The sequence below is a fragment of the Occultella gossypii genome (genome assembly GCF_019947135.1).
Classification (GTDB): domain Bacteria; phylum Actinomycetota; class Actinomycetes; order Actinomycetales; family Beutenbergiaceae; genus Occultella; species Occultella gossypii.
Genome location: NZ_JAGSHT010000028.1, coordinates 19,657 through 44,139 on the forward strand (window position 1 = coordinate 19,657; position 24,483 = coordinate 44,139).

Annotated in this window: 26 protein-coding genes and 1 riboswitch; of the genes, 14 read left to right on the plus strand and 12 right to left on the minus strand. The window is 71.9% G+C overall.

From position 1 onward, the window contains the following. The first annotated feature begins 13 nt into the window (after positions 1-13). On the plus strand, positions 14-382 hold the full coding sequence (locus KCQ71_RS25020; protein WP_223411469.1) for a RidA family protein: 369 nt from the start codon (positions 14-16) through the stop codon (positions 380-382). Beyond that, positions 379-1,212, plus strand: a complete 834-nt coding sequence (locus tag KCQ71_RS25025; protein WP_223411416.1) for an SDR family NAD(P)-dependent oxidoreductase — start codon at positions 379-381, stop codon at positions 1,210-1,212. The genes KCQ71_RS25020 and KCQ71_RS25025 overlap by 4 nt, the downstream gene beginning before the upstream one ends. Positions 1,213-1,237: 25 nt before the next feature. On the opposite strand, the gene KCQ71_RS25030 is transcribed toward KCQ71_RS25025, so the two are convergent. From KCQ71_RS25030 to KCQ71_RS25040, 3 genes are all read right to left on the minus strand, one after another. After that, a complete protein-coding gene (locus tag KCQ71_RS25030; protein WP_223411417.1) occupies positions 1,238-1,504 on the minus strand; it encodes a hypothetical protein in 267 nt (88 codons plus the stop codon). 94 nt (positions 1,505-1,598) lie between these two features. Next, entirely contained in the window at positions 1,599-3,962 is a 2,364-nt protein-coding gene (metE, locus tag KCQ71_RS25035; RefSeq protein ID WP_223411418.1) for a 5-methyltetrahydropteroyltriglutamate--homocysteine S-methyltransferase, read from the minus strand. A 140-nt stretch (positions 3,963-4,102) separates the two neighbouring features. Beyond that, on the minus strand, positions 4,103-5,041 hold the full coding sequence (locus KCQ71_RS25040) for a methylenetetrahydrofolate reductase (protein WP_223411419.1): 939 nt from the start codon (positions 5,039-5,041) through the stop codon (positions 4,103-4,105). 36 nt (positions 5,042-5,077) lie between these two features. Then, positions 5,078-5,180: riboswitch (SAM riboswitch) on the minus strand. A 145-nt stretch (positions 5,181-5,325) separates the two neighbouring features. On the opposite strand from KCQ71_RS25040, the gene KCQ71_RS25045 reads away from it, so the two are divergent. From KCQ71_RS25045 to KCQ71_RS25070, 6 genes are all read left to right on the plus strand, one after another. Further along, entirely contained in the window at positions 5,326-5,883 is a 558-nt protein-coding gene (locus KCQ71_RS25045; RefSeq protein WP_223411420.1) for a cytochrome b, read from the plus strand. 126 nt (positions 5,884-6,009) lie between these two features. Continuing rightward, complete coding sequence (locus KCQ71_RS25050; protein ID WP_154792203.1) at positions 6,010-6,210, plus strand: hypothetical protein; 201 nt, start codon at positions 6,010-6,012, stop codon at positions 6,208-6,210. A 37-nt stretch (positions 6,211-6,247) separates the two neighbouring features. Continuing rightward, a complete protein-coding gene (locus tag KCQ71_RS25055) occupies positions 6,248-6,982 on the plus strand; it encodes an ABC transporter ATP-binding protein (protein ID WP_223411421.1) in 735 nt (244 codons plus the stop codon). Then, positions 6,979-7,692 (plus strand): ABC transporter permease, encoded by a 714-nt coding sequence (locus tag KCQ71_RS25060; protein WP_223411422.1) that lies wholly within the window; start codon positions 6,979-6,981, stop codon positions 7,690-7,692. The genes KCQ71_RS25055 and KCQ71_RS25060 overlap by 4 nt, the downstream gene beginning before the upstream one ends. Positions 7,693-7,763: 71 nt before the next feature. After that, positions 7,764-8,864 (plus strand): S-(hydroxymethyl)mycothiol dehydrogenase, encoded by a 1,101-nt coding sequence (locus KCQ71_RS25065; RefSeq protein WP_223411423.1) that lies wholly within the window; start codon positions 7,764-7,766, stop codon positions 8,862-8,864. Next, a complete protein-coding gene (locus tag KCQ71_RS25070) occupies positions 8,861-9,514 on the plus strand; it encodes an MBL fold metallo-hydrolase (protein WP_223411424.1) in 654 nt (217 codons plus the stop codon). The genes KCQ71_RS25065 and KCQ71_RS25070 overlap by 4 nt, the downstream gene beginning before the upstream one ends. Before the next feature lie 5 nt (positions 9,515-9,519). Here KCQ71_RS25070 and KCQ71_RS25075 read toward each other — a convergent pair whose 3' ends face one another. Continuing rightward, complete coding sequence (locus KCQ71_RS25075; protein WP_223411425.1) at positions 9,520-10,689, minus strand: citrate synthase; 1,170 nt, start codon at positions 10,687-10,689, stop codon at positions 9,520-9,522. Positions 10,690-10,786: 97 nt separating this feature from the next. Here KCQ71_RS25075 and KCQ71_RS25080 point away from each other — a divergent pair, with 97 nt between their 5' ends. From KCQ71_RS25080 to KCQ71_RS25100, 5 genes are all read left to right on the plus strand, one after another. Next, the gene (locus KCQ71_RS25080; RefSeq protein WP_223411426.1) at positions 10,787-12,028 is read left to right on the plus strand and encodes a citrate synthase; all 1,242 of its coding nucleotides are present in this window, start codon (positions 10,787-10,789) and stop codon (positions 12,026-12,028) included. Positions 12,029-12,125: 97 nt separating this feature from the next. Further along, positions 12,126-13,139: an enoyl-CoA hydratase/isomerase family protein gene (locus KCQ71_RS25085; protein ID WP_223411427.1), complete on the plus strand. Its 1,014-nt coding sequence runs from the start codon at positions 12,126-12,128 to the stop codon at positions 13,137-13,139. A gap of 74 nt (positions 13,140-13,213) precedes the next feature. Next, a complete protein-coding gene (locus tag KCQ71_RS25090) occupies positions 13,214-13,927 on the plus strand; it encodes an MSMEG_4193 family putative phosphomutase (protein WP_223411428.1) in 714 nt (237 codons plus the stop codon). Positions 13,928-13,936: 9 nt separating this feature from the next. Further along, entirely contained in the window at positions 13,937-14,500 is a 564-nt protein-coding gene (locus tag KCQ71_RS25095; RefSeq protein WP_223411429.1) for a DUF3090 domain-containing protein, read from the plus strand. Next, a complete protein-coding gene (locus KCQ71_RS25100; protein WP_223411430.1) occupies positions 14,497-15,285 on the plus strand; it encodes an SCO1664 family protein in 789 nt (262 codons plus the stop codon). Before KCQ71_RS25095 ends, KCQ71_RS25100 begins: the two co-directional genes overlap by 4 nt. A gap of 13 nt (positions 15,286-15,298) precedes the next feature. Here the strand turns inward: KCQ71_RS25100 and KCQ71_RS25105 are convergent, their stop codons facing one another. Both KCQ71_RS25105 and KCQ71_RS25110 read right to left on the minus strand, forming a co-directional pair. After that, complete coding sequence (locus KCQ71_RS25105; protein ID WP_223411431.1) at positions 15,299-15,694, minus strand: GntR family transcriptional regulator; 396 nt, start codon at positions 15,692-15,694, stop codon at positions 15,299-15,301. Beyond that, positions 15,691-16,551 carry a hypothetical protein gene (locus tag KCQ71_RS25110; RefSeq protein WP_223411432.1) on the minus strand — a complete coding sequence of 287 codons (861 nt, stop codon included), beginning with the start codon at positions 16,549-16,551 and terminating at the stop codon, positions 15,691-15,693. The genes KCQ71_RS25105 and KCQ71_RS25110 overlap by 4 nt, the downstream gene beginning before the upstream one ends. Before the next feature lie 43 nt (positions 16,552-16,594). Here KCQ71_RS25110 and KCQ71_RS25115 point away from each other — a divergent pair, with 43 nt between their 5' ends. Beyond that, on the plus strand, positions 16,595-17,215 hold the full coding sequence (locus KCQ71_RS25115) for a hypothetical protein (protein WP_223411433.1): 621 nt from the start codon (positions 16,595-16,597) through the stop codon (positions 17,213-17,215). Between the two features lie 33 nt (positions 17,216-17,248). On the opposite strand, the gene KCQ71_RS25120 is transcribed toward KCQ71_RS25115, so the two are convergent. The 6 genes from KCQ71_RS25120 to KCQ71_RS25145 form a co-directional block, all read right to left on the minus strand. Next, a complete protein-coding gene (locus tag KCQ71_RS25120) occupies positions 17,249-17,923 on the minus strand; it encodes a response regulator (protein WP_223411434.1) in 675 nt (224 codons plus the stop codon). Beyond that, positions 17,916-19,193: a sensor histidine kinase gene (locus KCQ71_RS25125; protein ID WP_223411435.1), complete on the minus strand. Its 1,278-nt coding sequence runs from the start codon at positions 19,191-19,193 to the stop codon at positions 17,916-17,918. The genes KCQ71_RS25120 and KCQ71_RS25125 overlap by 8 nt, the downstream gene beginning before the upstream one ends. Before the next feature lie 58 nt (positions 19,194-19,251). Beyond that, positions 19,252-20,280, minus strand: coding sequence for an endonuclease/exonuclease/phosphatase family protein (locus tag KCQ71_RS25130; RefSeq protein WP_223411436.1), 1,029 nt, complete (start codon positions 20,278-20,280; stop codon positions 19,252-19,254). Between the two features lie 136 nt (positions 20,281-20,416). Next, entirely contained in the window at positions 20,417-21,697 is a 1,281-nt protein-coding gene (locus KCQ71_RS25135) for a multidrug effflux MFS transporter (protein WP_223411437.1), read from the minus strand. 72 nt (positions 21,698-21,769) lie between these two features. Continuing rightward, a complete protein-coding gene (locus tag KCQ71_RS25140; protein WP_223411438.1) occupies positions 21,770-22,759 on the minus strand; it encodes a LacI family DNA-binding transcriptional regulator in 990 nt (329 codons plus the stop codon). Positions 22,760-22,780: 21 nt separating this feature from the next. After that, positions 22,781-24,412, minus strand: coding sequence for an extracellular solute-binding protein (locus tag KCQ71_RS25145; protein ID WP_223411439.1), 1,632 nt, complete (start codon positions 24,410-24,412; stop codon positions 22,781-22,783). Positions 24,413-24,483: the final 71 nt, after the last annotated feature.

Below are 24,483 nucleotides of genomic sequence, written 5' to 3' on the forward strand. Positions count from 1 at the left end.
CCCCGTGCCCGAGATGCAGATCAGTGACGCCCTGCCCACCCCCGCCGGCCCCTACTCCCACGTCGGCACCGCCGCCGGGCTGGTCTGGACCGCGGGCTTCGGACCTCAGGAACCGGCCACCGGCACCGTCCCGGACGGCGTCGAGGCACAGACCGAGGCAACGCTCGACAACGTCGAGCGAGCCCTCGCCGTCGTCGGCCTCGATCTGAGCGACGTGATCAAGGCGACCGTGCACCTGGAGCACCTCAAGCGCGACTTCGCCGCCTTCAATGCGGTCTACGCCGAGCGGTTCGGTGACCACCGCCCGGTCCGCACCACCGTCGGCTCAGACCTCATGGACATCCTCGTCGAGATCGACGTCGTCGCGGTGCAACGCGGATGAGCGCGTCCGCCGACCCGGCCGCGCCGGCGAACGGCGCGGCCCGGGTGGTCCTGATCACCGGCGCCGCGGGCGGGATCGGCCGCGCGCTGACCCACCGGTTCGCGGACGCGCGCACCTGCCTCGTCCTCGTGGACCGCAACGCCGACGGCCTCGCCGCGCTCGCGCAGGACCTCGGCGCCCCGGCGACGATCCTCACCGAAGCGCTCGACATCACCGACGACGACGCGGTCGACGCCCTGGTGACCCGCGTGCAGGACCGGTGGGGCGCCGTCGACTTCCTCATCAACAACGCCGCGTACGCCTACGACGACGATGTGCTCGGGACCACGCCCGCACGGTGGGACGAACAGGTAGCGATCGCACTGCGGTCGGTCTTCCTGTGCAGCCGGGCGGTCCTGCCGGGGATGCGCCGGCGCGGCCGCGGCGTCATCGTGAACATGGCCTCGGTCAACGCCCACCAGTACTTCGGCAACGAGGCCTACAGCGCGGCCAAGGCGGGCGTCGAGTCGCTCACCCGCAGCATCGCGGTGCGCTACGGACCCGACGGCGTTCGCGCGCTCGCACTCGGGATCGGGACCGTGCTGACCCCGGGCGCCTGGGACGCGCGCCTCGATCGCGATCCTGACATCGTGGACCGGCTCAGGTCCTGGTATCCCTTGCGCCGTCTCGGAACACCGGAGGACATCGCCGCCCTGACCGCGTTCGTCGCCTCCGACGAGGCGTCCTGGATCACCGGCACCACGATCATGGTCGACGGCGGTCTGACGGCAGGCAACCAGCGGCTCGCCGACGACGTGCTGGGAATCGAGCAGCGCCCGCTCGGCGAATAGCCCGTGGCGCGGCGGAGGCCGAAGGTCAGCGGAACTTCTTCATCGGGTCGAAGCCGTCTCCGGGCGACCGGTCGTCCCGTGCCGCCGCCCGACCCTGCATGGCCTGCTTCTGTTTGGCCAGGATCCGCATCGTGACACCCATCTGGGCGACCGAGATCAGCACGACCGCGCCGAGGAACAGCGGCAACCCGATCACCTCGGACACCCAGAGCAGCACGGCCACGACGATGAGCGCTCCGGAGAGCATGGCGGTCACGACCAGGCCGCGAGCCATCGGATTCATCGGATTCATCGCCCAAGTCTCGCAGGTCGACGTACCCGGTGAGCAAGGCCCGACGGCGGGCCGCGCGCCCATGTGCGCGGCCGCCGTCGGGCAGGTGGTCGCCTCAGCCCTGGACCGGCGCCCCGAGCCGCTCCCGGACCGAGCGGGTCGCCGCGACGAGATTCTCCAGCGAGGCGATCGTCTCGGGGTAGCCGCGGGTCTTCAGGCCGCAGTCCGGGTTCACCCAGAGCTTGCGCTCACCGACCGAGGCCAGCGCCGCCGTCAACAGGTCGGTGATCTCGGCCGTGCTCGGCACGCGGGGTGAGTGGATGTCGTACACGCCGGGGCCGATGCCGCGCGCGAACCCGGACGAGTTGATATCCGGCAGGATCTCCATCTTCGACCGCGCCGCCTCGATCGAGGTCACGTCCGCGTCGAGGCCGTCGATCGCGCCGATGACCTCGCCGAACTCCGAGTAGCACAGGTGGGTGTGGATCTGGGTGGCGTCCGCCGCACCCGCGGTCGCGAGCCGGAACGAGGCCACCGACCAGTCCAGGTACGCGCTCTGGTCGGCGCGGCGCAGCGGCAGCAGTTCCCGCAGGGCGGGCTCGTCGACCTGGACGATCCCGATGCCCGCCGCCTCGAGGTCGGCGATCTCGTCCCGCAGGGCCAGTGCGACCTGGTTCGCCGTGTCCGCGAGCGGCTGGTCGTCGCGCACGAAGGACCAGGCGAGGATCGTCACCGGGCCGGTGAGCATGCCCTTGACCGGGTGGCTCGTGAGCGAGGCCGCGTGCCGGGACCAGTCCACCGTGATCGGTGCGGGCCGGGAGACGTCGCCCCAGAGGATGGACGGGCGGGTGCAGCGCGACCCGTAGGACTGGACCCAGCCGTTCTGCGTGACGGCGAACCCGTCGAGGTTCTCCGCGAAGTACTGGACCATGTCGTTGCGCTCGGGTTCGCCGTGCACGAGCACGTCCAGGCCGAGCTTCTCCTGCAGCTCGATCACATGGGCGATCTCGGCACGCATCGCCTCCGCGTACTGCTCGGCGGTGATCTCCCCCTTGCGCAGGCTCGCCCGGGCGCCACGGAGCTCGGAGGTCTGCGGGAAGGACCCGATCGTGGTCGTGGGCAGGGCCGGCAGGTCCAGTACCGCGTCCTGGGCGGTGACCCGCACGTCGTAGCCGCTGCGGTGGAAGTCGGCGTCGGTGAGGCCGGCGGCGCGCTCCCGGACGGCCGGGACCACGACTCCGGGCGCACCGGCCCGGTCCGCGGCGACCTCGCGGGAGTGGGCGAACGCCTCCCCCGCTGCGTCCGGCCCGGCGGCCAGCGCGAGCACCTCGCCGACCTTCTCGTCGGCGAACGCGAGCCACGACAGCAGCCGCTGCGGCAGGTCGGGCTCGTCGGAGGTGGTGTGCGGCACGTGGAACAGCGACGTGGAGGTGGACACGGCGACGTCGACGTCCGGCCCGAGGTCCGCGCGCAACGCGGCCACGGCCGCGGCGGCGGCGTCCAGGTCGGTGCGCCAGATGTTGTGACCGTCGACGACGCCCGCCACGACGGTCCGGCCCGCAAGGGAGGTGCGGACCGCGTCGTCGATCGCGGGTGCCTCGCCGCGGACCAGGTCCAGCCCGATGGCCTCGACGCCGGTACCCGCCAGGTCCGCGAACCGTTCCCCGAGCGGGCCGTAGGGCGTGGCCACGAACACGGCCGGCCGCTCCGGGCGCGCCAGGTCCACGGAGAGTGCCTGGTAGGCACGCCCGACGGCGGCGTTCACCTGCGCGGACGGCTCCGCCCAGGTGTCGCTCACCAGGGCCGGTTCGTCGATCTGCACCCAGGTGGCGCCCGCGTCGGCGAACGCGCGCAGCCAGTCCGCATAGGCGGCCAGCAGGTCGTCGAGCCGGGACAGCGGGGAGAAGCCCTCCGGCGCCGACTCGCTCGGCTTGGCCAGTAGCAGGAACGTGACCGGGCCGACCAGCACGGGCCGGGTCACCACGCCGTCGGCAAGGCCGGCTGCGAATGCCGACACGCTTGGGGTCTCGACCAGGCGGAACTCCGTCTCCGGGCCGATCTCCGGGACGAGGTAGTGGTAGTTGGAGTCGAACCACTTGGTCATCTCCAGGGGGGCCAGATCACCCTCGCCCCGCGCCAGGGTGAACATGCCCGCGAGGTCGAGCGCGCCGTCGGGGCCGCGCAGGTGCGCGAACCGTTCCGGGATCGCGCCCAGGTGAGCCGCCACGGACAGCACCTGGTCGTAGAAGGTGAAGTCCGACGGGATCGAGGCGTCCTCGGTGCCCAGGCCGAGGCCGGTCAGGTGGGTCCGGGTCCGCGCGCGGAGGTCCCGGGCCACCGCGATGAGCTCCGGCGCCGTGCTGCGGCCGGCCCAGAACGACTCAACGGCGCGCTTGAGCTCGCGGCGCGGCCCGATCCGGGGGTAGCCGAGGATGGTGGCGGCCGGGAACGCGGGGACGGGGCCTTCGTGCAACGACATGGTGGTGCTCCTTCTTGTCCGGTGTGGTTCGAGCAGGGTGCGGCGACCCCCGTCGGCCGCGGGGCCGATCGGTTGTCTCGATTGCCGGGCCGGACCGGTGCGCCCGCCATCACGGGCACACTCGGGTCAGGCCGGCACGGTCACTGAGGGGAAGCGCCCCCCAGGGCGACTGATGGGGTGAGTCCGGCCCGGTCGAGGAGATCGAGCGCGGCCTTCGATGAGTTGAACGTGTACAGGTGCAGGCCGGGCGCACCGGCCGCGAGGACGCCGTCAATCAGGTCCACGCTCGCGGCCAGACCCCGTCGGTACGTCTCGGCGGGGTCCGCGGCGGCGTCGAGGGAGTCCAGCAGTTGCCGCGGTACCCGGACCCCCGTCAGTTCCTCGAGCCGGCGCAGCCGCTTCGGGTCGGTGAGCGGGATGAGCCCGGGGATGATCGGGATCCGGACGCCCCCGGCTCGCGCGGCGGACACCAGTTCGGCGTAGTGGGCCGGGTCGAAGAAGACCTGGGTGATCGCGAAGTCCGCGCCCGCCTCCTGCTTCTCGAGCAGGGCGGCCACATCGCTCGGGTCCACCACGGCCCGCCCGTCCGGCCCGTAGGCGCCGCCGGGATAGGCAGCCACCGAGATGCTCACCGGGTCCGCCGGCCCGAGCCGCGTCGCGACGATGCCCCGCAGCAGGGCGACGAGCTGGCTCGCCCGGGTCAGACCCTCCGGGTGCGGCTGCCAGTCCTCCTGGCCGGCCGGTGGATCCCCGCGCAGGGCGAGGAAGTCGCGGACGCCCTCGTCGAGCAGCCCGCCGATGTACTCGGTCAGGTCCGCCTCGGACGCCCCGACGCAGGTCAGGTGCGCGATCGGGGTGACCGGCGTGTCCCGCAGGATCGTGCAGAGCAGGTCGCGCGACGTCTGCCGGGTCGCCCCGGAGGCGCCGTACGTCACGGAGAAGTAGTCCGGCCCGATCTGGGCCAGGTCCGCGACCGTCCGCTGGAGTGAGACCTCGCCCTTGGGGGTGCGGGGCGGGTACAGCTCGAACGAGATCGTGGGACGCTCGCCCGGTGCCCCGTACAGGCTCGCCGTGCTCATCGCAGCGCCCCGGGCGCTTGTGGTGCCTTCATGTGAACTCCATCGACCCTGGCTTTAGCACCCTTCCCCTCGGGAGGCTTCCGTTGGGGGGTTGCTGCGGCGTCGACGAGCCAGGACTCTCGACCGCTCTGGATGGTGATTGATTTCGATGGTACTCGTCCCACCCGCGACGCCGCGAGTGTTTCACCGACTGAGATTCGGCCGGCTGGGGCGCCACTCCACCACGGGCGTACCGCAACGACACGCCTCGACGTGCCGGCCCACCTGGAGGAGGATGCACCGGCATGAGCCCGTACGGTGCCTCGACCGGCTACGGCACGGTCACGAAGGTGTTGCACTGGGCCATGGCCGTGGCCATGGGGATCCAGTTCGTCCTGGGCTATTCGATCGACCGGTTCGACGACCTGCTCGAGTGGGCCGCCGACCTGTTCTTCGGTGGTGAGGAGGACTGGTGGATCGTGCCGCACGCGGTGCTCGGCGCCACGATCCTCGTGCTCGCGTGCGTGCGCGTGTGGTGGCGCCGCGTCGGCGGCCTGCCGGACTGGGCGCCCGGGCTCTCCGCAGCCGAGCGCCGCGTCGCGACGGTGGTCGAGCGCACCCTGTACGTGCTGATGTTCGCGATCCCGGTCACCGGGCTCGCCCTGCTGTTCGCCACGGACACCGAGTGGGATGTCGGCCCCTACGAGTGGCCGGCCCCGTTGCCCCTCGTCGACGACGATGCCGGGCTGATCGTGCACATCGCAACGCACGTCGTGTTCCTGGTGGCCCTGGTCGCCCACGTCGGTCTGGTACTCAAGCACCAGTTCCTCGACCGGGACCGGCTGCTGAACCGGATGCTGTGATCGCGGCGCGCCCGCGCACCTCGCCCGTGATGTCGGCCCGCGGGTGCATAGTCAGGACAACGCCGAGCCAGGACTGCCGGGTCGCCGTCGGCCCGGCCCCGAGTCGGCGGGAAGGGAGCGCGAGGGATGAACGGACGAATCGCCCAGTTGCGTGAGGAACTGAGCCTGGCCGCTGCCCGGGCCGAACGAGACGCCGTCCTCGGCCGCATCGCCGGGACCTGCGACGAGGACGACCTGCGGATGCGCGCGGGCGCGGGCGGCCTGGACGCGCGCGAGATGGCACTGCTGGACGACCTCGACGCGCTGGAGGATCTGATCGGCGCCTGAGCACCGCCGCCGCGGTCCGAGGAGGATCATTCACCGCATGGTGACCACCGCCGGGAGCGTCGTCCAGGTGCGCGGACTGCGGGTGATCCGCGGCCCCACCACAGCCCTGGACGGTGTGGACGTGACCGTCGCCGAGGGGCTCATCACCGGTCTGCTCGGCCCTTCCGGCTCGGGCAAGACCACCCTGATCCGGTCGATCCTCGGCGTGCAGGTGACCGCGGCCGGTTCCGTGACCGTGCTCGGCCATCCGGCAGGCAGTGCGCCGCTGCGGCGCGAGGTCGGATACGTCACACAGGCGCCGAGCGTCTATCCCGACCTCACCGTCGCGGAGAACCTGCAGTACTTCGCCCGGGTCCTCGGCGTCGCCGACGTGCGCGCGGACACCGACCGGGTGCTGGAGGTGGTGGACCTGGGACCGCAGCGCCGCCAGCTGACCGCTACCCTCTCCGGCGGCGAGGCCTCGCGGGTGAATCTGGCCGCGGCGCTGCTCGGCCGGCCGCGCCTGGTGGTGCTCGACGAGCCGACCGTCGGCCTGGACCCGGTGCTCCGGGACTCCCTGTGGCACACGTTCGCCCAGATCGCCGCGAGCGGAACCGCCGTGCTCGTCTCCTCGCACGTCATGGACGAGGCGGTCCGTTGCGATCGCCTGGTGTTGCTGCGCGCGGGACGGGTCCTCGCGCAGGGCACCCCGGCGGACCTGCTGACCCGGACCGGTACGGACTCCGCCGAGCAGGCCTTCCTCGCCCTCGTACGGGAGGGCCGGACGCCGTGATCGCCACCGCGGCCCGGGTGCTGCGCCAGTTGCGACATGACCCGCGCACGATCGCGATGATCCTCGTCGTCCCGTGCGTGCTGCTCACCCTGCTCTGGTGGATCTACGACGGCGGCCCGACGTTCACGAGCATCGGCCCCGCCCTGCTCGCCCTGTTCCCGATGATCATCATGTTCCTCATCACCTCGATCGCGACGCTGCGCGAGCGCCGATCGGGCACCCTGGAGCGACTGCTCACCCTGCCGCTGTCGAAGATCTCCTTCCTCGGCGGCTACGCGCTGGCCTTCGGCGTGATGGCCACCGTGCAAGCGCTGCTCGCCTCGGCGCTCATGCTGGGCCCGCTCGGCCTCGAGGTGCAGGGTCCGTGGGCGCTGCTGGTGCTGATCGCGGTGCTCGATTCACTCCTCGGTGTGGCCCTCGGCCTGTTCGTCAGTGCGTTCGCGAACACCGAGTTCCAGGCGGTCCAGTTCATGCCGGCCATCGTGCTCCCACAGGTGCTGTTGTGCGGACTGCTGGTGCCGCGCGCCGACCTGCCCCGGTTCCTGGAGATCGTCTCCAACGTCCTGCCGTTGTCCTACGCCGTCGACGCCATGAACGAGGTGGCCCGGGAGTCCGTACCCGACCTGACGCTTCCGTTGGTCGTCCTGGTGGCCTTCATCGTCGGGATGCTCGCGCTCGGGTCCGCCACGCTGCGGCGCCGGACACCCTGAGATCCGCCCAACCCGGCGGGTCCTGGTTAGGCTGGCCGCGAACCCCCGAACCCGAACCCTGAGGATCCGCCGTGCCCCAGAAGGTCCAGGGCGTCATCGCCCGCGCCAAGGATGCCCCCGTCGAACTGACGACGATCGTGATCCCCGATCCCGGTGCCGGTGAGGCGGTCGTGCGGATCCAGGCGTGCGGCGTCTGCCACACCGACCTGCACTACCGGGACGGCGGCATCAACGACGAGTTCCCGTTCCTGCTCGGCCACGAGGCGGCCGGGATCGTCGAGGAGGTCGGCCCCGGGGTCACCGAGGTGGCGCCGGGCGACTACGTCATCCTGAACTGGCGGGCCGTGTGCGGCCAGTGCCGGGCGTGCCTGCGGGGCCGGCCGTGGTACTGCTTCGCCACCCACAACGCCACCCAGAAGATGACGCTCGAGGACGGGACCGAGCTCTCGCCCGCCCTCGGCATCGGCGCGTTCGCGGAGAAGACCCTGGTCGCCGCCGGGCAGTGCACCAAGGTGGACCCCGCCGCGGCCCCCGAGGCGGCCGGGCTGCTCGGCTGTGGGGTGATGGCGGGCATCGGGGCCGCGATCAACACCGGCGGCGTGACCCGCGGCGACACCGTCGCGGTGCTCGGCTGCGGCGGCGTCGGCGACGCCGCGATCATGGGCGCCGCGCTCGCCGGCGCGGGCACGATCATCGCCGTCGACGTCGAGGACACCAAGCTCGAGTGGGCCAAGGGCGCCGGCGCCACCCACACGGTGAACTCCTCCCGCACGGACCCGGTCGAGGCGATCCGCGAGCTGACCGGCGGCTTCGGCGCGGACGTGGTGATCGACGCCGTCGGCCGCCCGGAGACGTACAAGCAGGCGTTCTACGCCCGGGACCTGGCGGGCGTCGTGGTGTTGGTCGGCGTGCCGAACCCGACCATGACGCTCGAACTGCCGCTCGCCGACGTGTTCGGCCGCGGTGGCGCCCTGAAGTCCTCCTGGTACGGCGACTGCCTACCCAGCCGGGACTTCCCGATGCTGATCGACCTGTATCTGCAGGGCCGGCTCGACCTCGACGCGTTCGTGTCCGAACGGATCGGGTTGGGCGACATCGAGGCCGCATTCACGAAGATGCACGACGGCGCCGTGCTGCGCAGCGTCGTGGTGCTGGAAGGAGCGACCGTATGAGCACGACGAACGACAACCCCACCGGCACGCGCGTCGACAAGGTGGTCACCTCGGGCACGTTCTCGCTCGACGGCGGCACCTGGGAGGTCGACAACAACGTCTGGGTGGTCGGTGACGACTCGGAATGCGTCCTCATCGACGCCGCCCACGACGTCGACGCCATCACCGCCGCCGTGGCCGGGCGCCAGGTGCGGGGCATCCTGCTCACCCACGCCCACGACGACCACATCGGCGTCGCCTGCCAGCTCGCCGGCGACTTCGGTACGCACACCTACCTGCACCCGGCGGATCGGGAGCTCTGGGACCGGACCCACCCGGGTGTCGGTCCCGACTCGGACCTGACCGACGGCGACACGTTCACCATCGGCGACGTCACCCTCGAGGTGTTGCACACGCCGGGTCATTCCCCCGGCTCGTGCAGCTTCCACAGCCCGGACCTCGGCGCGGTGTTCACCGGGGACACCCTGTTCCAGGGTGGTCCCGGCGCGACCGGGCGGTCCTTCTCGCACTTCCCGACGATCATCGACTCGATCACCGAGCAGTTGCTGACCCTGCCGCCCACCACGGTGGTGCACACCGGCCACGGCGATGACACGACGATCGGCGCGGAGGCCCCGCACCGGCAGGAGTGGATCGACCGGGGGCACTGACCCGGTCAGGTCCGGGCCGGCACCGGTTGCGGCGCCGGCGGGCCGACATAGCGCGCGGATGGGCGGATGATCTTGGTGTCCGTGCTCTGCTCCAGGACGTTCGCGGTCCAGCCGAGGACGCGCGCGGCTGCGAAGGTCGGGGTGAAGAGGGTGCGCTCGAACCCGATGTGTTCCATCACGACGGCCGCGTACCACTCGAGGTTGGTGTGCAGGGCACGCCCCGGCTTGTGCCGTTCGAGAAGCACGGGGATCCGCTCCTCGACGGCGACCGCGAAGTCGACGCGCGGTCCCCCGAAGCCCTGGGCGACCCGCTTCAGCAAGGCTGAGCGCGGGTCCTCGGTCCGATAGACGGGGTGCCCGAATCCCATGATCCTCACGCCGGCTCGCAGTTGCTCGCTCACCCAGGCGTCGATGTGCCCCGGGGTGCCGATCTCGTCGAGGCTGTCGAGGGCTCGGCTGGGCGCGCCGCCGTGCAACGGCCCGGACAGTGCGCCGAGGGCGCCGACGAGGCAGGACGCGGCATCGGCGCCGGTCGACGCGATCACCCGGGTGGCGAAGGTCGAGGCATTGAAGCCGTGGTCGATGGCCGCCACCAGGTACGCGGACAGCGCCGCCACGTGTGCATCCTCGGCCTCCTCCCCGCGCAGCATGTACAGGTAGTTCGCGACCAGTCCGAGGTCCGGGCGGGGCTCGACCGGTCGGTCCCCCGCCCGCAGCCGGGCGAGCGCCGCGACGATCGTGGGCACGCGAGCGGCGAGGCCGATCAGGTCGTCGCGACGTTGCTCGCGGGTGAGGTCGTAGAGCGGCAGCAGGCCACGCTGGGATCCCTCGAGGGCGAGGGCGGCGCGCAGGCCGGCGAGCGGATCTGCCGGGCCGGCATCCCGCGCGATGATGGGCAGGATCCCGGCCAGATCCTGTGACAACGGTGCCTGGGCGGCCACCTCGGCGGCGAACTCGTCACCGGCCGCGGCGTCGGGCAGTTCGCCGTCGAGCAGCAGTTTCCAGACATCCTCCACCGTTCGGGAAGCGGCGAGCTCCGTGGCCGAGTACTGGCGGTAGTGATAGAAGCCCTCGTGGCCACGCACGTCACTGAGCTCGGTCTCGGTGACGACGACGTTCGTGAGCCCACGCGGGACGTCGATCGGGGCATTGTCCATGCGCGACGGTGACTGCATCGGATCCTCCTATGGCGGTGTCGGGTAGCCTCACGAGACCACAGGCATTGATCACTGACCAATCAATGTTGATCACGTCAATATCGCGGGAGGCACCGTGTCCGAGCCGTTGCCGCGCCTGACCACGGCGCAGGCCGCCGCGCGTCTGGGCGTGAAGCCGACGACCCTCTACGCCTACGTCTCACGCGGGCTCATCGGGAGCACTCGCGCGGAGACCGGCGGTGGCTCGACGTTCGACGCCCTGGAGGTGGAGCAGCTGGCCGCGACGAGGCGGCGCGGACGTGAGGGTGCGGGTGCGGCTCCCGACCAGAACCGCGGCCGCCCGCTCATGGTCCTCGACTCCCCACTCACCCTCATCGAGAACGACGAGCTGTACTACCGCGGCCGCAGGGCGACGGACCTCGCACGGACCCTCGGTCTCGAGGCCGCGATCGAGTTCCTCTGGTCGCAGACCCCGACCACCACCGCCGGTGTGGGCTGCCACGCCTCCGCCGAGGTGGTCCGCCCTGCCCGCGCCGCTGGCGACCTCCTCGGGCCGGCGGCCAGGCTGATCGACCGGATGCAGCTGAGCGTGGTGGTCGCGGGCACGCACGACCCACTCCGCACCGACCTCGAGCCGGACGCCGTCCACTCCGCCGGGCGGCGCCTCATCGCCACGATGGTCGACGCCCTTCCCGATCTCGGCCCTGCCGCCTCGGGTTCGGCGTCTTTGGCGCAGCGACTCTGGCCCAAGCTGACGGCGGCGCCCAGCACCACGGCCGACCTGGCCCTGTTGGATTCGACGCTGGTCCTGTGCCTGGACCACGATCTGGCCACGGCGACCCTCGCCGCGCGCGTAGCCGCCTCCGCCCGTGCGCATCCCTACGCGGCGATCGCCTGCGCCCTCTCTGCGTTCGACAGCGCCATGCACGGCTCGGCTCCGTCGGCGGCGACCCAGATGCTCCGGGAAGCGCTCGACGGCGCACCCGAGCGAGCGATCGCCGGAGCGGCCGTCCGCGGTCGCGGCATCCCGGGGTTCGGACACGTGCTGTATCGCCGCACCGATCCGCGGGCGGCCTTCCTGTTGGGCCGGATGTCGACCATGACCCGTTACGCGGCCGCGATCCGCGCGGCTCGGGAGCTGGTCGCGATGGTGGGACCGCGCACCGGCCGGCCCGTCAACGTCGACCTGGCGCTGGCGGTCCTGGCCGTGGGAGCGGCGATGGGCGACGATGCCGGGCAGGCGATCTTCGCCGTCGCTCGGTCGGCCGGGTGGCTCGCGCACGTGGTCGACGAGTACAGCCAGCGGCCGCTGCGACTGCGACCGGAGTCGGCCTACGTCGGGCCGCGGCCCGAGTGAGCCGGTGCCCGGCGACCACGCCGGCAGTGCCGCCCGCCGGCCCAGTAGCATCGGAGCGCGGCCGGACGGAGGGTGGAACATCGTGGAATTTCGTGCAGTGAGTGACGATTCCGACGAGGTGCTCGTCGCCGTCGAGGGATCCCTCGGCCGGCTCCGCCTGAACCGGCCCCGCGCGATCAACGCCCTGACGCCGGGCATGATCGGCACGCTCACGACCCTGCTCGAGGGCTGGGCCGTCGACGAGCGGATCACGGCCGTCGCCCTCGATGGCGCCGGGGAGCGCGGACTGTGCTCCGGCGCGGATGTGCGCGCGATCCGAGCCGGCCTGCTCGACGGCACCGGCGACGCGACCGGGTTCTTCCGTGCGGAGTACGCCCTCAACGCACTGATCTCCGGCTACCCCAAGCCGTACGTGGCGCTCATGGACGGGATCGTGATGGGAGGCGGCATCGGGCTGTCCGCGCACGGCTCGCTGCGGCTGGTCACCGAACGCACCCGGATCGCGATGCCCGAGACCGGGATCGGCCTGTTCCCCGACGTCGGTGCGATGTTCTTCCTGTCCCGGGCGCCTGGCGAGCTCGGCACGCACCTTGCGCTCACCGGCAGCCAGGCGAGCGGGGCGGACGCGATCGCGGTCAGGTTCGCGGACACCCTCGTCGACTCCGGGTCGTGGCCCGCGATCGTCGCCCGGCTGGCCTCCGGCGAGGCGCTCGACCCATCCGTCGGCCGGACCGCGCCGGCCGCTGCCCTGCCGGCCGAGCGCGGATGGATCGACCGGTGCTACGCGGGGGACGATCCGGTCGCGATCCTCGACGCACTCCGCCGGGCCCCCGAACCTGCCGCCCGGGAGGCCGGCACGGTCCTGGCCGCGCGGTCCCCGCTCTCTGTCGCGGTGACCCTGGCAGCGATCCGGCGGGCAGCCGGCCTCGGCTCGGTCCCCGAGGTGCTCGCCCAGGACCTGCGGATTGCGACGGCGTTGATGGCCACCCCGGACTTCGCCGAGGGCGTGCGGGCCGTGCTGGTGGACAAGGACCACCAGCCGCGCTGGCAGCACGCATCGCTGACAGAGGTGGGTCGCGCCGAGGTGCTCGCGATGTTCGCCGGAGCCTGACACCGCTGCCACGGCGCGGCCGAGGCCCCCCGGGGCGGGCTCGCCGTCGGATCCGCACCGTAGGCTCTAGGACCATGGCCACCCTCCTCCTCGTTCGCCACGGGCGCACCACCGCGAACGCGAGCGGCGTGCTCGCCGGCCGGACGCCCGGCATCGAACTCGACGAGACCGGCCGCGCCCAAGCCCGCAGCACCGGGGAGCGGCTGGCTCCGGTGCCACTCGTCGGCGTCGTCACAAGCCCGATGCTGCGCTGCGAGCAGACCACCCAGGCGATCCTCGACGCCCGGTCGTCGCGCCCCGGGGTGTGGACCGACGCGGCCCTGACCGAGTGCGACTACGGGCAGTGGCAGGGCCTGACGCTGAAGGACCTCGTCAAGCACGACCTCTGGCCGGTCGTGCAGCAGCAGCCGTCCGCCGTGACCTTTCCCGGCGGGGAGTCCATGGCAGCCATGCAGGCACGCGCCGTCGCCGCGGTCCGGCAGCGCGACGCCGCGTTCGAGGCAGAGCACGGCCCGGGCGCGGTCTGGGTCGCCGTGAGCCATGGCGACCTCATCAAATCCGTCCTCGCCGATGCCCTCGGCATGCACCTCGACCTGTTCCAGCGGATCAACGTCGGGCCCGCGTCCGTGTCGATCGTGCAGTACACCCCGACCCGTCCGAACGTCGTCGCCGTCAACACCGATGCCGGCGACCTGGCCTGGCTCGCGGACACCAGCACCAAGGCCTCGGCCGAGGCTGCGGTCGGAGGTGGCGCCGGCACTGGACGTTCTCCCTCGACACGCTCGTAGCATGGAGTCATGACTCCCCTCGTCCACGGATTCGACTGGCCCGACCGCTTCGTCGTGGGCACCGTCGGCCAACCCGGTGCGCGCACGTTCTACCTCCAGGCTCGCGCGGGGTCGCAACTGGTCAGCGTGGCGCTCGAGAAGGAACAGTCCGCCGCGCTCGCCATCAAGATCGATGAGGTGCTCGACCGGCTGATGGCCGAGGACGGCAACCCGTTCAGCGTGCCCGAGAAGGCTCCGGAGGGCCTCCTCGACCACGAGCCCCTGGACGAGCCGGTCGAGGAGCGGTTCCGCGTCGGCACGATGAGCCTCGGCTGGGACCCGACCACCGCCCAGATCGTGATCGAGGCGCTCCCGCTGGCCGGCTCCGAGGACGACGAGGCGCTCGAGGAGTTCGACCCGGAGGATTTCGAACCCGAGGAGGTCCTCCAGGTCCGGATCCCGGTCGGCTCGGCCCGGGTGTTCGCGCGCCGGGCCCGCGAGATGGTCGGCGCCGGCCGGCCGATCTGTCCCCTCTGCGGCGCCCCGATCGACGGCGACGACCACGTCTGCACCCTGCCCGACTCCTTCACATGAGCGAGGTGTCCACCGGCGAGGCCGACGCCGGCCGGCTGGCCGACGGCGAGCTCGAGCTCGTCGGCCGGATCCGGCAGGCCTCGAACGCCACGTTCGTCGGCCGGATCGAGGGCGTGAGCGTCGTCTACAAGCCGGTCGCCGGAGAGCGCCCGCTCTGGGACTTCCCCGACGGCACGCTGGCCCGGCGCGAGGTGGCCGCCCACGCGCTGTCGGAGTCGTTCGGGTGGGACGTGGTGCCCAGGACCTGGCTGCGTGACGGCCCACTCGGGCACGGAATGGTGCAGGTGTGGTGCGAACCCGACCCGGCCCAGGACCCGGTGGACCTGGTCCCGGCCGACGCGGTCCCCGCGGGGTGGCTCCACGTCTTCGACGGCCTCGACGAGGCTGACCGCATCGTGTCCCTGATCCACGAGGACTCGGCAGCACTGCGCCGGATGGCGGTCTTCGACATCGTCGCGAACAACGCCGACCGCAAGGGCGGTCACATCCTCCCGACGGCGGCCGGGCACCGGTACGGCGTGGACCACGGACTCACGTTCCACACCGATCACAAGCTCCGCACCGTCCTGTGGGGCTGGCTCGGCATGGACCTCGATGCCGACGAGGTGGACGGCCTCGAGCGCGTCCGGGCGGACCTGGCCGGCGACCTCGGCGCCATCCTCGGCGAGCTGCTCACCCCCGAAGAGGTGGCGGCGACAGCGCAGCGATGCGACCTGCTGCTGGCGCAGGCCCACTTCCCCGGACCGAGTGGGGAGATGCCCGCGGTCCCGTGGCCGCCGTTCTGACCTCGGCCAGCGCTCAGCCCGGCGGCACGGCCGGCCGGGACAGGACGCCGAGCGCCGCGTCGAGCGCGGCATGCGCCGCGGCGGGGTCCACGCCGAGCTGACGAGCCGTGAGCGCGAGCCGCTCGGCGGCGTCAGCCAGATCAGCCTGCGCCGTGCCGGTGCCCGCTTCCGTCGGAGGGAGCACCACGGTGCCGTTCCGGCCGGCCGTGGCGACCAGCCCGTCCCGGGCGAGCGCGTCATAGACCTTGTTGACCGTGCCCCGGGCGAGGCCGAGGTCGACGGCAAGATGCCGGATCGGCGGGAGCCGCACGCCCGGAGCGAGCTGCCCGGACACGATGAGTCGCTCGATCTGAGCACGGAGCTGCTCGAACACCGGCACCGGCGAGGCGGTATCGACCTCGACGATCATGAGACGCCGACCGGCGCTACGAGGGGTGCACGTTGCCGCCGCCGTGGCCGCTGCCGCTGCCGCGGCGCGGCGCGCAACAGAAGGACTACGGACACGATCAGCCCTCCCACGCTCAGCACCCGAAGTAGCACATTCCAGGGCGACTCGTCCGGCACTTGCGGCGGGGCGAGAAGCCAGGCGACCACGAGCGTCGCCGCGGTGAGCTGCAGCCAGGACACCGTCTCGCCCGCGAAGGCACGGATGCGAGAGTCGACCTCGACCGCGCGCGCGGACCGGACCGGCCGCCGTCGGGCAGTCACCGCGTACCTGGTTGCCTCCGCGACGATCGCCAGGGCGGTGCCGAACGCGGCGAGGTGGAGGCCTCCCGGATACCCGGTCACGCAGAAGGAACCGATCGTCCAGAGCAGGACGGCGCAGGTGAGGATCCGAGCCGCGCGGACCACGCCCGGCGGCGCCACGGGGGCGCGCGGGGCGAGGGATGCGGCGGCGACCGTGCTCCGGGGCTGCCGGAGCCGGTAGGTCTCCGCGGACAGGGCTCCGATGACGGCACCCGTGACCACACTGAAGAACAGGTCCGCGAGAGGGCCGACGTCGCCGGCTCCGATCAGAACGAGCCGCTGCTCGTAGGGCAGGCCGATGCTCACGTGGAGGATCGCGCCGATGGACGCTCCGACGATGCGATGCCGTCGGTGCCGCTGCAGATAGCGCCGGTACACCTCGGCCTCCGCCGCAGGCACGGCCTGCTTGCCCGCGAGCCACTCGACGTCCCGTACCGAGACCCGCGCGCGCAGACCCAGCACGAGTGCGACCACGCCCACGGCGAGAACTGCGATCACGAGGTACAACGAGTTCGCCACGGCGACCCTTTCGTTTGGCCTATTGGCATAGTACGATGGGCCAATGACGATCGCAAGCACCGCGACCCCGGACGCCGACGACGAACTCGCCTCACTCGTGCCTGCGCGCTCCCGGGCCCGCGCGATCGTGATCACGCTCGTCGTCATCCTCGGCCTGGCCGCGGTGTGGCTCGTTCCGCTGGCCCTCCGCCCGACCCTCATCGATGTCTTCAGCCCGCGCGGCACGATGTCCGAGTACGTCGCGACCGACGAGGTGCTGACCGTCATCGACCTGGACCCTCGCGCGTGGCCGGCCGCGACCCTGACCGCAGTCGATGATGTCGCCGGTGCCCGAGTGGTCGACGTCTGGCTCCTGCCGTCGAGCACGCACGTGATCCTGGATGACGAGCCCATCGACGACCCGGTCGTGGTCCTGCAACGGCTGTACCCCGACGACGGGGTGCAGCCGGGTGGGAACCTGCCCCAGTCCTTCACGAGCGGCGACTCCCTGGAACTCGCCATCCTGTGGGAGGTCACCGACTGCGCCGCTCTGGAGACTGACGAAGGCCCCGTTGCCACGCTGCGGACCGCCATGGGCACGTTGGTGTCGGATCCGCTCCAGGGCTCGGCGGCCGGCCCCGCGTGGCCGGCACCTGGCGGCCTCACCGAAGTCTGTCCGTCCTAGCCACCTACCGTGCCCGGCGCACCGGCGGCTGGCCTACTCCCCCGCCGGCACGAACCCCGACGTGAACGCCACGACCACGGCCTGGGTGCGGTCCCGGACCCCGAGCTTGGCGAGCACGTTGCCCACGTGGGTCTTGACCGTCTCGACGCCGAGATAGAGCTCGCCGGCGATCTCCGCGTTGGACCGCCCGGCGGCCATCAGCCGCAGCACCTCACCCTCACGCTCGGTGAGGCCCGCTCCGGACAGGCCGTCCGCCGTCGGGCTCTGCCGGCCGCGCGCCAGCCGGCGCAGCGCCCGCGGGAACAGCACCGACTCCCCGCGCGCGACCACCCGGATCGCGTCCAGGACCTCCTCCGGCCGGGCCCGCTTCAGCAGGAAGCCGCTCGCCCCGGCGAGGAGCGCGTCGAAGACGTAGTCGTCGTTCTCGAACGTGGTCACCACGATCACCCGCGGCCCGCCGCCGGCGCGCTCGCTGCGCTCCACCACTGCCCGGGTCGCGTCGATGCCGTTCACGCGCGGCATCCGCACGTCCATCAGGACCACGTCCGGGGCATGACGGGCGACGGCGTCCGGTACGTCGGCGCCGTCGCTCACCTCGGCGACGACGCTCAGGTCGTCCTCGCCGTCGACGATGATGCGCAGGCCGGTGCGCACGAGGGCCTCGTCGTCGACGATCAGGACGCGGGTCGGTCCAGGTGGTTCAGTCACGGGCGTTCTCCATAGATGGGTCGGTCAGCGGCAGTTCTGCGATGAGGTACCAGGTTCCGTGCGTCGCCACCCCGTCCCCCGTGCGGGCGGGCCCGGCGCGCAGCGTGCCGCCGACGAGGGTCAGGCCCTCGCGCAGGCCCGCGAGCCCGCGGCCGCCGGCGCGCTCGCCCGGGCCCGGTCCGGTGCCGGTCACGCGGTTCGTGATCTCGACCCGGACCGCCTCGCCCGGGCGGGTGACGGCGATCGTCACCGGGTCCGCGCCGTGCCGCAGGGCGTTCGTGAGTCCTTCGCGGATGACGGCGTACGCCTCCCGGCCGACCACGAGCGGTATGTCGTCGAGCACCCGGGGCAGCTCCAGGCGAACGTCCCGCCCGGTGAGGCGGGCCCGCTCGACGAGTTCCACGGCCCCGGCCACGGTGGGCACCGGTGCCCGGTCGCGAACGTCGTCGGCATCCGTGCGGAGCAGGCCGAGCACCCGGTCCAGGTCGGCGACGGCGGCCCGGCCGGTCTCCTCGATCGCGGTGAGCGCCGTGCGGGCGATGTCAGTACCGCCGATCGGGTCCCGGTCGAGCGCCCGGGCTGCGGCGGCCGCCTGCAAGGTGGTGATGGTCAGGGCGTGCCCGACCGAGTCGTGCAGGTCGCGGGCGAGCCGGTTGCGTTCGGCCGCGGTCCGCGCCTGGAGCTCGAGGGCCGCGATCCGCTCCGCGGCGGACGGACCCAGCAGCCGGGGAGCCAGGGCACGCAGCACTGCTCCGCCCAGGTAGTACGCGGCGCCGGCGGCCGCCAGCATGAGCACCCCGATGACGGCGGCGAACGGCCAGGGCACCCCGGCGAAGATGCCGAGCAGCCGGCTCATCACGAGCCCGTCGGCGGAGGTTCTCAGGATCAGGACGATGCCCACGGGTACGGCGGAGAGCAGCACCATGGTGGCGCCGGCCCCCACGAGCAGGTGGGCCGTGTACCAGAGCGCGCCCCGCCAGCGGGCCTCGTTGGAGACCGGGCCGACCGGGAGCGGCACGTCCACGTCCAGGAACGCGCGCACGGCCTGGATCTCCAGGGTCCGGACGCCGAGCAGCACGGGTGGGCTCAGCGCGATCACGGCCGCCACGGCCACCAGGATCCAGATGATCACCGGCGGTAGCGTCGGGTCGCTGAGCATCTGCGTGAAACCCGTGACGAGCACCGCGTAGGCGCCGAACATCAGGCCGCCGATCACGCAGAACACAGCGCGCCGGGCGGTGGTCTCCGCCAGCAGTCGCACGTGTCCCATGGGCCCGAGTCTGGCAGGGCCACCCCGTGCGGCGCCTCCCCCGCGGGAGTGGTCCGAGTCAGCCGGCCGGGGCCAGCCGGATCAGAACGCCCCGGTGGTCGGTGCCCGAGACCTCCACCACGGCGCCCGCGGTCACCTCGAAGTCGGCCGGATCGATCAGGACGTGGTCGATCGTCGTGCCGAGCAGGGCGGGCATCCGCACCGGGTACGTGGCCATGCCACCGATCCCGGCGAGAACCGACGCGTCGACGCAGGGCGCGAGGGGTCGCATCGAGGCGTGGTCGAGGGTGGCGTTGAAGTCACCCGCGACGATGCCGCCGGGCGTCTGCGCGCACAGTGGCGCGACGGCCGACACCTCGTCCCGCCAGTTCTGCAGAGCCTGTGGACGCGCGATCGCCGTGCGGATCCCCGGCGGCGACCGGGGGTGCACGGCCGTGATGGGCGGGCCGTCCCCGTTCACCGGAACGATCCGCAGCACGCTCCGCTCCGTGGACGCGATCTCCTCGTACTCACCCATCCGCTCACTCACGAGGATGCCTGTGCCGTCCGGCTGGGACAGGCCGCGGGTGCCCGCGAACACCTCGAACCGTTGCCCCTCGGCGGCGAGCTCCGCCGCGATCTCCTCGAGCACGTCCGCACCGGACTCCGGCAGCACCAGCACGTCCACGCCCGCCTCGCGGACGAGGGCCACGAGCTCCGCGGTGTCCGAGGCCCCACCACGCACGTTCAGGTTCAGGATCGTGATCTCGTCCGCGGCCTCCGTCGCGGCCACCGGCACCTCCCCGGCGCTCAGCCCGCGCGAGGCCAGCACGGCGCCGTGCCCCACCGCGGCCAGCGCGAAAATGACGACGGCGCTGATCAGCCTCGGCGCGCCCCCGCGCCAGCGGTGGACACCGGCCGCGAGCAGCCCGGTGAGGATCGCGGCGACCACGAACCCCAGGACCAGCCACGGCCGCAGGGCGATGAACTGTGTCGCCCCGTTCACCGTGGACAGGTTCACCCCCGCCCCGCCGATCCGCGCCGGGTCCAGGGTGGCCGCGACAGCGAGCGTGAGGAGGGCGACGGCGATCCACCCGAGAATGCGCATGGCTCGATGATCGGGCACGGCGAGGCACCCCCGGGCGCGAATGCACGGATCGCCCGCAGACCTTCACGCGACCCGACCAATCACTGCGCGCCCGCCGAGCCCTCAGCCCCGGAGCGTCAGGGCCGAACCGCCACGCCTACGGTCGGGCTGGCTCCACCTGCTCGTCGAGCTCGGCGAGCACCGGCGCCGGCACGGCGCCCACACCCGCGCTCGCCCAGCCGCGCCGGACCGCGAGCAGCAGTACCCCGGAGATGGTGATGACGCCGAACATCACCCCGGCCATCGCCGTCGGGCCGCCGCCGAGGAGGCTGCTCACGGGGGAGATCAACGCACCCATCACAAAGCCCATCGCGCCGTTGAGGGCGGCCGCGGAGCCGGCCCGGTGGCCGTTGTGCTCCAGCACGATCGCGGGCACGGACGGCATCACGAAACCAACGGTGCCCAGCGTCGGGATGAGCAGCGCCAGGAGCGGGAGCAGACCGGAACCGTGCGCCGAGACGGTCGAGGCCACCAAGAACATCGCGAGCGAGAGCACCCAACCGGAAGCGATCGCCGTCGTCACGATCCGTTCCGGTCGGAACCGGGTGACCAGGGCGCCGTTGACCTGCGACCCGATCGTCACGGCGAGCGCGCCGGCGCCGAAGATGTACCCGAACTCGCTGGCGCTCAGCGCGAAGCCCTCCTGGAACACGAACGTCGAGGACGCCACGTAGGCGAACATCGCACCCATGTAGAACGCGCCCATCAGCACCACACCGATGAAGGACCAGTCGGTGACGAGGGACCGGTAGGAGGCAAGGGCGGCGCGGGTCCCGCCCGTGCGGCGGGATTCGCGGGGCAGGCTCTCCTTCAGGAAGAAGGCGGCCAGCATGAACAGCAGGACCCCGAACACCGCGAGCACGCCGAACATCGTGCGCCACGACCCGAACCGCAGGATCTGTGCGCCGATCGTGGGCGCGAGGATCGGCGCGACACCCACCACGAGCATCAGTCGGGAGATCACTCGGCTCATCCCGATCCCGGAGTAGGAGTCACGGACCACGGCCATGGCGAGCACCATGCCCGCCGCGCCGCTGAGCCCCTGCACCACGCGCGCCACGGTGAGCAGTTCGATCGAGTCCACGCCGATGATGGCGACCGACGTCACGACGTACACCGCCAGTGCGATCAGCAGCGGCCGCCGTCGCCCATAGGCGTCCGAGAGCGAGCCGAGCAGCAACTGACCGACCGCGAGCCCGGCCAGAGTGGCGGTCATGGTCAGCTGCACCCGCGCGTCGGTGGTGCCCAGGTCGGTCACGATCTGGGGGAAGGCGGCGAGGTAGAGGTCGATCGTGAGCGGGCCGACGGCCGTCAACGCAGCCAGCAGCAGCACGAAGGAAGCACTGATCCGCTCGCGGGTCGGCGCGGGGAGGGTCATGCGTTGCGCAACGGGCCCGTGCGTGGTGTTTGTTCCCGCTCCGGGCAACGTCCCACGATCCGGACGCGCCGATCAGGCGGTGGACTGCCGCTCGATCACGCGTGGCAGCGGCGCTGTGATGGTGCGCGATTCCACGGTCTCGCCGGTCAGCGCGGCATGCATCAGCTCGACCCCCACCCGGCCGAGCTCGTAGAGCGGCATCTCCAGCGTGGTCAGGCTCGGTCGCAGGTCCGCGGCGATCGAGATCTCGTGGTAGCCGATCACGGCCAGGTCGTCCGGTACCTTCAGCCCGGCGTCGCTCGCCGCGGCGAGGACCCCGACGGCGGTGGTCGCGTTGTTCACGAGCACGGCCGTCGGGCGCGGGTCGAGCGTGAGCAACGTCGGGAACGTCTCGTACCCGTCGTGCGTGCCCTGCTCGCCGTGGATGACGTAGGCGTCGGGTGACGGCAGACCCGCCTCACGCAGCGCCCTGCGGTATCCGTCGACCCGCTCGTACTGGTAGACCGTCTGGCCGAGATAGGCGATCCGCTCGTGGCCCTTGTCGATGAGGTGCTGGGTCGCCACATGCGCGCCGAGCTCATCCTGGACCGCGACCCAGTGGTCCCGTTCCGAGATCCCGTCCAGGATGACGATCGGTGCACCGCCCGCCCGGATCTCCGCGAGCAGCCCGGGGCTCATCGTGCTCGCCGGCCGGATCAGGGTGCCATCCACCTGCCCTCCGCCGACGAGCCGTTGCAGCATCAGCGAACCGGAGGTGACCCGGACCCCGTCGCCGAGCAGCACGCTGTACCCGTGCGCGTCCGCAGCGTCGTAGATGCCGTCGACAAGCCGGTGGTAGACGGGATTCTCCAGTTTCGGCAGGACCATCGCGAGCACGCCCGTGCGCTGCAGGCGCAGCGCACGGGCGGCGTGATTGGGCACGTACCCGGCCTCGTCGACCGCCCGCTGCACCCGCTCGCGGGTGGAATCGGAGACCCGCACGTGCTTGCTGCCGTGCAGGACTGCGGACACCACGGACGGGGACACGCCCACGGCCGCCGCGATCGACTTCACCGTTGCCATCTTCGGATCCTAGGCTGCCGCTCAGGCCTGCGCGGCGAACGCCGCCTCGTACTCGTCCTTGAGGCTGTTGCCCACCTCGAGCATGTAATCCTCCACGGCGGTGGACCAGGAGCTGACCGGCTGCCGGCCGGCCAGGATCTCGTTGCGGGCGTCGCCGAGGGCGGTGGCGGCGGTGGCTCCGGCGGTGACCGCGGTCTCCGAGTAGAGCCCCGTGGTCGGGTCCGGGACGATCAGCGGCGAGGCCTTCGCCATGAACTCGAACTGCTGGTCGACGGCGTCCGGGTTGCCCGGTTCGTAGAGCACCGACGGCGGCTCGGAGAGGTAGCGAAGCGGGAGCGTGGTCTCGGCGGCGCCGAGGCTGGTCAGGACCGGGTCCGATCCCTCGAGCGTGTAGTTGACACCCTCCACCCCGAACTTGCGGGCGAGGAACTCGGTGCTGCCGAACGGGGACGCGAGCCAGTTCAGGATCCGCAGGAGCTCTGCGATCCGCTCCGGGTCGTCGGTCGGCTTGAACGCCATGAAGCCGGCAGAGAAGCCACTGCCGCCACGGACGCTGTCGCCCCCGTCCCGGCCCGGGGCGACCTGGCCGGTCATCTGGAACCCCTCGATGCCGGCACCGGCCACGAAGAACTTCGACCAGCCGGCATACCCGCCGTACGCGAAGCAGGTGGTGCCGTTGTTGACCCACTCGTTGCGTTCGGTGTTCTGCACGGCGGCCGAGTCGGGGTGGAACAGGCCGGCCTCGATCATGGCGACCGTGTCCGCGAGGGCCTGCTCGTAGGCCGGCGAGGCCTGGGCGTAGGAGAACTCGCCGTTCTCCTCGACCCACTGGTTCCCGACGCCGTTCATCTGGGCCACGTGGCTGAGGAGGCCGCCGGGGTCGCCGAAGGCCCACTGGCTCTTGCTCGCGTCCGTGAGCGTGGTTGCCATCTCCACGAATTCCTCGTAGTTGGCGGGCTCGGTGTTCGCGCCACGCTCGATGAGCAGGTCGTTGCGGGTGTAGAGCACGCCTCCGATCGGTGAGCGCGGGATCGGCACGCCCCAGATGGCGTTGTCGAAGATCGCGGTCCGCCAGGTGCCCTCCGGGATGGCCGCGAGCGCCGGGTAGTCCAGCACCGCGTCACCGGAGAGGTGCTCGGTGAGGTCCGCGAACGTGGCCGCGAGCATCGCCGGCATCTGCTGCTGCACCGTGCGGATGTTGATCATGTCCGGCAGGTCACCGCCGGCGATGGTGGTGGCGAACTTCGCGTCGTAGTCGGCGGAAGGGCTGTAGGTGATGCCGAGGTCCACACCGAGCAGGGAGTTGATGTTCTGCCAGTGCTGGTTGTTGGACAGTTCCGGCGCGATCGGGTCGTAGGTGTAGGTCATCGCCGTGATCGACGAGCCGGCGCCGGGTGTCTCGGTGGTGGCCGCGGTCGGGCTGGCCGGGTACGTGTAGTAACCGGGCAGTGAGAACTCCGCGTCCGAGGGCAGATCGGGTGCGGCCACCTCGAACGCCTGGTAGGTGGGGAGCACGGTCGAGGCGTCGGGGGTGGCCCCGCCGCTCGTGCCGCCGCCCTGGGGTGGTGCCGAGCCGTCGGGGCCGCAGGCGCTCAGTGCGCCGACGCCGGCGAGGGCGGTAAGGCCGAGGAAACTCCGTCGATCGATCTTCATTGTCGTTTCACCTCTCTGTGACAACGGTGATGCATGGGTTGGGGGTTGGTTGAGCTGGGGGTGGGTGGAAC

Bases quoted from the DNA above. Each gene is read 5' to 3' on its own strand.
- KCQ71_RS25020 (WP_223411469.1), top strand. From the start codon at position 14: ATGCAGATCAGTGACGCCCTGCCCACCCCCGCCGGCCCCTACTCCCAC.
- KCQ71_RS25025 (WP_223411416.1), top strand. From the start codon at position 379: ATGAGCGCGTCCGCCGACCCGGCCGCGCCGGCGAACGGCGCGGCCCGG.
- KCQ71_RS25030 (WP_223411417.1), bottom strand. From the start codon at position 1,504: ATGAATCCGATGAATCCGATGGCTCGCGGCCTGGTCGTGACCGCCATG.
- metE (WP_223411418.1), bottom strand. From the start codon at position 3,962: ATGTCGTTGCACGAAGGCCCCGTCCCCGCGTTCCCGGCCGCCACCATC.
- KCQ71_RS25040 (WP_223411419.1), bottom strand. From the start codon at position 5,041: ATGAGCACGGCGAGCCTGTACGGGGCACCGGGCGAGCGTCCCACGATC.
- KCQ71_RS25045 (WP_223411420.1), top strand. From the start codon at position 5,326: ATGAGCCCGTACGGTGCCTCGACCGGCTACGGCACGGTCACGAAGGTG.
- KCQ71_RS25050 (WP_154792203.1), top strand. From the start codon at position 6,010: ATGAACGGACGAATCGCCCAGTTGCGTGAGGAACTGAGCCTGGCCGCT.
- KCQ71_RS25055 (WP_223411421.1), top strand. From the start codon at position 6,248: ATGGTGACCACCGCCGGGAGCGTCGTCCAGGTGCGCGGACTGCGGGTG.
- KCQ71_RS25070 (WP_223411424.1), top strand. From the start codon at position 8,861: ATGAGCACGACGAACGACAACCCCACCGGCACGCGCGTCGACAAGGTG.
- KCQ71_RS25075 (WP_223411425.1), bottom strand. From the start codon at position 10,689: ATGCAGTCACCGTCGCGCATGGACAATGCCCCGATCGACGTCCCGCGT.
- KCQ71_RS25090 (WP_223411428.1), top strand. From the start codon at position 13,214: ATGGCCACCCTCCTCCTCGTTCGCCACGGGCGCACCACCGCGAACGCG.
- KCQ71_RS25095 (WP_223411429.1), top strand. From the start codon at position 13,937: ATGACTCCCCTCGTCCACGGATTCGACTGGCCCGACCGCTTCGTCGTG.
- KCQ71_RS25100 (WP_223411430.1), top strand. From the start codon at position 14,497: ATGAGCGAGGTGTCCACCGGCGAGGCCGACGCCGGCCGGCTGGCCGAC.
- KCQ71_RS25105 (WP_223411431.1), bottom strand. From the start codon at position 15,694: ATGATCGTCGAGGTCGATACCGCCTCGCCGGTGCCGGTGTTCGAGCAG.
- KCQ71_RS25115 (WP_223411433.1), top strand. From the start codon at position 16,595: ATGACGATCGCAAGCACCGCGACCCCGGACGCCGACGACGAACTCGCC.
- KCQ71_RS25125 (WP_223411435.1), bottom strand. From the start codon at position 19,193: ATGGGACACGTGCGACTGCTGGCGGAGACCACCGCCCGGCGCGCTGTG.
- KCQ71_RS25130 (WP_223411436.1), bottom strand. From the start codon at position 20,280: ATGCGCATTCTCGGGTGGATCGCCGTCGCCCTCCTCACGCTCGCTGTC.
- KCQ71_RS25135 (WP_223411437.1), bottom strand. From the start codon at position 21,697: ATGACCCTCCCCGCGCCGACCCGCGAGCGGATCAGTGCTTCCTTCGTG.
- KCQ71_RS25140 (WP_223411438.1), bottom strand. From the start codon at position 22,759: ATGGCAACGGTGAAGTCGATCGCGGCGGCCGTGGGCGTGTCCCCGTCC.
- KCQ71_RS25145 (WP_223411439.1), bottom strand. From the start codon at position 24,412: ATGAAGATCGATCGACGGAGTTTCCTCGGCCTTACCGCCCTCGCCGGC.